7 protein-coding genes are annotated in these 5641 nt (G+C 73.2%); 4 read left to right on the top strand and 3 right to left on the bottom strand.

From position 1 onward, the window contains the following. A partial coding sequence (locus GTW40_RS31160) for an ROK family transcriptional regulator (RefSeq protein ID WP_161183486.1) occupies positions 1-695 on the bottom strand: 695 nt, incomplete at its 3' end. Between the two features lie 48 nt (positions 696-743). Between GTW40_RS31160 and GTW40_RS31155 the strand changes: the two genes are divergently transcribed. The 3 genes from GTW40_RS31155 to GTW40_RS31145 all read left to right on the top strand — a co-directional run bounded on the left by GTW40_RS31155 (position 744) and on the right by GTW40_RS31145 (position 3319). After that, entirely contained in the window at positions 744-1817 is a 1074-nt protein-coding gene (locus tag GTW40_RS31155) for a Gfo/Idh/MocA family oxidoreductase (RefSeq protein WP_161183485.1), read from the top strand. Beyond that, positions 1817-2296 carry a heme-degrading domain-containing protein gene (locus GTW40_RS31150; RefSeq protein WP_161183484.1) on the top strand — a complete coding sequence of 160 codons (480 nt, stop codon included), beginning with the start codon at positions 1817-1819 and terminating at the stop codon, positions 2294-2296. The genes GTW40_RS31155 and GTW40_RS31150 overlap by 1 nt, the downstream gene beginning before the upstream one ends. Before the next feature lie 138 nt (positions 2297-2434). Beyond that, on the top strand, positions 2435-3319 hold the full coding sequence (locus tag GTW40_RS31145; RefSeq protein ID WP_161183483.1) for an LLM class F420-dependent oxidoreductase: 885 nt from the start codon (positions 2435-2437) through the stop codon (positions 3317-3319). 10 nt (positions 3320-3329) lie between these two features. Here the strand turns inward: GTW40_RS31145 and yidC are convergent, their stop codons facing one another. Next, positions 3330-4037: a membrane protein insertase YidC gene (yidC, locus tag GTW40_RS31140; protein ID WP_161183482.1), complete on the bottom strand. Its 708-nt coding sequence runs from the start codon at positions 4035-4037 to the stop codon at positions 3330-3332. A gap of 179 nt (positions 4038-4216) precedes the next feature. Then, positions 4217-4522, bottom strand: a complete 306-nt coding sequence (locus GTW40_RS31135) for a DUF6412 domain-containing protein (protein ID WP_161183481.1) — start codon at positions 4520-4522, stop codon at positions 4217-4219. A 157-nt stretch (positions 4523-4679) separates the two neighbouring features. On the opposite strand from GTW40_RS31135, the gene GTW40_RS31130 reads away from it, so the two are divergent. Then, the coding region (locus GTW40_RS31130) for a hypothetical protein (protein ID WP_161183480.1) at positions 4680-5641 on the top strand (962 nt) is incomplete at its 3' end.

Raw genomic sequence — 5641 nt, 5'->3', positions numbered from 1 at the left:
AGGTGGAGGTAGGCGAAAGACCCACCCTCACCCGCCGCCGCAAGGCCCAGCGCAGCGGCATTCGTGTCCTTGTCCACCACGACCGGCACCCCCAGCCGCTCGGCAAGCGCGTCGCGGAGCGGAAACCCGGCCCACTCGGGGAAACCGGTGACCCGGTGCAGTACGCCCCGTACGTGATCGAGCGGCCCGGGCAACGCGACCCCGACACCGAGCAGCGTGGCGGCGTCAGCCGGTGACGACCCGCCCAGGGACCCCGCGACCAACGCCGTCACCTCGGCCGCGACCAGATCGAGCACCGCGTCCGCACCCCCGCCGAGCCCGACGGTGCCGTACCGCTCCCCCACCACGTTCCCGTTCAGATCGAGCAGCACCGCACGCAGCTCGTCCCGGTCCAGGTGGACACCGACCGCGTGTCCGGCCTCGGGGACGAGCCGCAGCACCGTACGCGGCTTGCCCCCGGTGGAGGCCCGGCGCCCGGCCTCCGCCGCGAACCCCTCGTCCCGCAGCCGCGCGGTGATCTTGCTGACGGCCTGCGGGGTGAGCCCCGTACGCTCCGCCAGCTCAAGGCGGCTGATCCCTTCCGCCCCCGCCCCGCGCAGCAGATCGAGTACGAGCGCGGTGTTGTGGGACCGCACCGCGAGGAGGTTCGCTCCCACCGGGCCGGGGCCGCTCTTCGTCCTGTTCACAGGGTCCATTGTCCCTGCGGCTTGCACTTTGGCAACAGCGTTGCGAAAGTGGGCGGCATGACTGCTACCCCACTCCGCGTCGGCCTGATCGGCTACGGCCTCGCCGGCTCGGTCTTCCACGCCCCGCTGATCGCCGCCACCGACGACCTCGTCCTGGACACGGTCGTCACCGCGAACCCCGAGCGGCAGGAGCAGGCCCGCGCCGAGTTCCCGGACGTGCGCGTGGCCGCCACGCCCGAGGAGCTGTTCGAGCGCGCCGACGAGCTGGACCTGATCGTCATCGCGTCCCCGAACAAGACGCACGTCCCCCTCGCCACCACCGCCCTGAAGGCGGGCCTGCCGGTCGTCGTGGACAAGCCGATCTCCGGCACCGCCGCCGAGGCCCGCGAGCTGGCCGCCCTCGCGGACGAGCGCGGTGTGCTGCTCTCCGTCTTCCAGAACCGCCGCTGGGACAACGACTTCCTCACCCTGCGGAAGCTCATCGAGGACGGCGCCCTCGGCGACGTCTGGCGCTTCGAGTCCCGCTTCGAGCGCTGGCGTCCGCAGCTCAAGGGCGGCTGGCGCGAGTCGGGCGACCCGGCCGAGATCGGCGGTCTGCTCTACGACCTCGGCAGCCACGTCGTCGACCAGGCGCTGGTCCTGTTCGGCCCGGTCACCGAGGTCTACGCCGAGGCGGTCGTCCGCCGCGACGGCGCCGAGACCGACGACGACACGTTCATCGCCCTGACCCACGCGAGCGGCGTCCGCTCGCACCTCTACGTCTCCGCGACCACCGCCCAGCTCGGCCCCCGCTTCCGGGTGCTCGGCTCGCGCGCGGGCTTCGTGAAGTACGGCCTGGACCCGCAGGAGGCCGCGCTGCGTGACGGCGCCCGCCCGAACACGGAGGCCGCCTGGGGCATCGAGGAGGCGGAGCTCTACGGCCGCCTCGGCTCCGGCGAGTCCCCGGTGACCGGCGGCGGCACCGCCGTCGAGACCGTGCCCGGCGACTACCCGGCGTACTACGCGGCCGTCGCCGCCGCCGTACGCGGCACCGGCCCCAACCCGGTGACCGCCCTGGAGGCCGCCGAGGCCCTCGACGTCCTGGAAGCGGCCCGCCGCTCCGCCCTCGACAAGGTGACGGTGACCTTCTGATGACTTCCACTCCCGCACCGGCCCCGAGCATCGCGGAGCTGGAGGAGCAGGAACAGCGCCTGGTGTTCCGTACGTTCACGTACGACGACGCCTGGGCCCTCGGCTCGCTCCTGGTCGAGCTGGGCCGCGAGCGCCGGGCGCCGATCGCGATCGACATCCACCGCGCGGGCCAGCAGCTCTTCCACGCCGCGCTGCCCGGCTCCACCCCGGACAACGACGCCTGGATCGCCCGCAAGCGCCGGGTCGTGGAGCGGTACGGCGCCGCGTCGTACCTGGTCGGCTCCCGCTTCCGCGCCAAGGGCACGACCTTCGAGGAGTCCTCGCGGCTCGACGCCGACCAGTACGCGGCGCACGGCGGCTCCTTCCCGATCACGGTCGACGGCGTGGGTGTCGTCGGCTCGGTGACGGTGTCGGGGCTGCCGCAGATCGAGGACCACCGCCTGGTGGTGGAGGCGCTGGAGCGGTTCCTGGCGGCCTGACGGTCCCCATCCGTCACACGCCCCATCTGTCACACGCGTCCCGGGATTACCGCGCGGCTCCCTCCGGTTGGGACCGGTGTGCACGACGATCGAGTACCGATGATCGGCGGCACCAACCCAGCCGGAGGGAACCACCCGATGAGCGAGTCGACGAGCGAGAGCATCGCCAAGGACGCGATCGGCCGGTACGGCGTCTGGAGCGTGGGACTGCGCTCCGAGGACCCGGACCGGCGCGACGCGATCGCCGAGGCGGCGGCGGAACTGGAACAACTCGGCTACGGCACGGCCTGGTTGGGCGGCAGCAGCGCCCCGCGCCACGCCCTCCCGCTGCTCGGGGCGACCTCCCGTCTGGTCGTCGGCACGAGCATCCAGAGCATCTGGCAGTACGACGCCGCCGAGAGCGCGGCCCAGTTCTCCGAGGTGGACTCCACCTACCCCGGCCGCTTCCTGCTCGGCCTCGGCGTGAGCCACGCCAGGCTGGCGGAGCAGTACAAGCGCCCGTTCTCGGCGCTGGTCTCGTACCTCGACGAACTGGACAAGGCCGGTGTCCCGGCGGAGCGCCGGGTGCTGGCCGCGCTCGGCCCGAAGACCCTGGAGCTGTCCGGCACACGGGCCCTGGGGGCGATCCCCTACCTGGTCACCCCCGAGCACACCGCCGAGGCCCGCGACATCCTGGGCCCCGAGCCGCTGCTCGCCCCGGAACTCGGCGTGATCCTGGAGCCCGACCCGGCCCGCGCCCGCGCGCTGGCCCGCAAGCACGTCGCGATGTACCTCCAGCTCCCCAACTACACCAACACCTGGCGCCGCCTCGGCTTCACCGACGCCGACCTCGCCGACGGCGGCAGCGACCGCCTGATCGACGCCCTGTACGCCTGGGGCGACCCCGACCGCATCCGCGACCGCGTCGAGTCCTTCCTCACGGCGGGCGCCGACCACGTCGCCCTCCAGGTCGTCGAGGAGGACGCCTCCCGCGACGACCTGCCGCGCGAGGCGTGGCGCAGGCTGGCGTCGATCCTCTTCTGAGGTACAGCGGTTACAGCAATGCCCGCTCCGCCGCGCTCCACGCCGTACTGGTGACGACGTACAGCGCGGCGGCGAGCGGCACGACCGCGACGGTCACCAGCGCGAGGAAGGACATGAACGGCATGACCTTCCCGACGGTACCGAGGCCGGGAACGGCCGCTTCCGCTTCCTGTGTCACGACGGGGTTCTCGGCCGCCGTCCGCTTGGTGGTCCGGTAGTTGACGGTGGCGACGGCCGCGACGACGGCGAACAGGACGAGGTAGACGACCCCGGCCGCCCCGAACACCCCGCCCGCGCCCAGCGCGTCGGCCCAGCGGCCGCCGAGCGGGGCACCGAACAGGTCGTGCGCCAGCAGGCCGTTGCTCCCGCCGCCGATCGTGGTGCTGGAGAACAGGTGGTACAGCAGGAAGAACGCGGGCAGCTGGAGCAGGCTCGGCAGCAGCCCCGCGAACGGCGACACCTTCTCCTCCGCGTGCAGCTTCGCCACCGCCTCCCGCAGCCGCTCCGGGTCCTTCCCGTGCCGCGTCCGCAACTCGGCGAGCCGCGGCCGCAACGCCGCCTGCGCCCGTCGGCCGCGCGCGGCCGCCCGGGACAGCGGATGCACGAGCAGCCGTACGAGCGCGGTGAACAGAACGATCGCGGCGGCGGCCGCGGCGGCGTGACAGAGCGGCTGCAGCAGACTCGCGAGCTGCTCGACGAGCCGGGCGAAGACGGACATGGGTGGACCCTCCGGAGTGGGGTGCGTCGTGCCGGGGTGTGGCGTGCCGGGATGGCAGGGCGGCATGACGACGCACGCGGGGAGGGCTGGACGCCCGAAACCGGAGCCCGAGAACTGACGGAACCCGGAAACCGGCTCGGAAGCCGATCGGGGTGGGGTGCGGGTCCTCTCGGTTCGCCCTACGCGTGGATCGTCGCGAGGGCGTGCCCCGGGGCCCGGGGCCGACGGCGGCCGGCCGCGTCGGGATCACGCTGCGGCAGGAAGGCCGTACGCCGGTCCCGGTCGCGTATCGCCGTACGCACGCGGGTGCGGGGCACGGCGGGGACACGGCGCGCGACGAACGAGCAGACGGCGAGCGCGGAGGCGGCCGCGGTGGTCGCGGCGAGGGCGACGGCGGCGGAGAGCGTGCCGGTGCCGAGGAGGGCGGCCTGGAGCAGCAGGAGCTGCACGAAGACGACGGAAGGAACCAGCGACCGCACGGACACCCCGCCCCTCCCAGATCGGTGATCTCTCTGTCTTCTCTGGGAACGCGGGAGACCGGCGCCCGGTTCCGGATTCGAAGAGGAATCCCGGAATTCCCCCAGAGGCCGATGCCGGACGCACTCTGCACCTGTGTCGGTGGTCGGCAGTACGGTGTCATCCATGCGCCCCGACACGCCTGCCGAGAACGTCGACCACACCGCTGAGGCGGCACGCCTGGAGCGGACCGCCGGACTGTATCCGGAGGACGCGGAGGCGCTGCTGCTGCGCGCCGCGGCCCACCACGAGCTGTCCGGCGACCGCCCCGCGGCGACCGCGCTGTACGACCGCCTGCTGTCCGGCACGGCCCCGCTGGACAACCCGCAACTGGTCCGCGCGCTCAAGGCGTCGAACCTGTGGGAGTACGGCCACGAGGCGGAGGCCCGCGCGATCATCGACGGCATCCGCCTGGCCGCCCCGCGCGACGCGGCGCCCTGGGTGATCGTGGCGGAGTCGCTGGAGTCGCACGACGAACTGGAGCCGGCGCACGAGACGTTCACGGAAGGCGCCCGGCTGCTCCTGTCCGACGTCCCGGAACGCCCCCCGTACGCGACACACGCCCTCCTCTTCGGCCGTCACCGGGTCCGCCGGATGCTGGGCCTCCCCCACGACGACTGGGACGGCCTGGCGGACACCCTGCACGCGTCCCCGGTCTCCCTGGACGAACTCCACGACCCCAAGCGCGTCTGGTCCCTGGGCTCGGACAACCCGGCCGAACTGGAAGCCGAGATCTCCCGCCTCCGCGCCGAACTCGACACGGCCCGCGAGGCCCTCTCCCGCCCCTTCCCCGTCGCCGTCCTCCACTGGCCCGCCCCCGAACTCACCGAACTCCTCACGGCGTTCCCCACCCTGACCGCCGAATATCCCACCCACACCCACCACCTCCAGACCATAGAAACCTCCCTCCGCGAACTCGCCACCTCCGGCACCCCCAACCTCGGCATCGTCACCGGCACGGTCCCGTCGTACGAGGCCTTCGCGGCGTCGGAGGGCGCGTCCCCCTCGGACGCGGCACTGCTGCCGCAGTACGCGACGACTTTGGCGGCACGGGGGTTGGCGGCGGAGTGGCCGCCGGAGGTGGGGGC

It is taken from the genome of Streptomyces sp. SID4985 (genome assembly GCF_009863025.1).
Lineage (GTDB): Bacteria > Actinomycetota > Actinomycetes > Streptomycetales > Streptomycetaceae > Streptomyces.
This window is presented reverse-complemented; position numbering and strand designations above follow the sequence as displayed.

Excerpts from the sequence above, each read along its gene's own strand:
- GTW40_RS31155 (WP_161183485.1), top strand. The coding sequence starts at position 744 with ATGACTGCTACCCCACTCCGCGTCGGCCTGATCGGCTACGGCCTCGCC.
- GTW40_RS31150 (WP_161183484.1), top strand. The coding sequence starts at position 1,817 with ATGACTTCCACTCCCGCACCGGCCCCGAGCATCGCGGAGCTGGAGGAG.
- GTW40_RS31145 (WP_161183483.1), top strand. The coding sequence starts at position 2,435 with ATGAGCGAGTCGACGAGCGAGAGCATCGCCAAGGACGCGATCGGCCGG.
- yidC (WP_161183482.1), bottom strand. The coding sequence starts at position 4,037 with ATGTCCGTCTTCGCCCGGCTCGTCGAGCAGCTCGCGAGTCTGCTGCAG.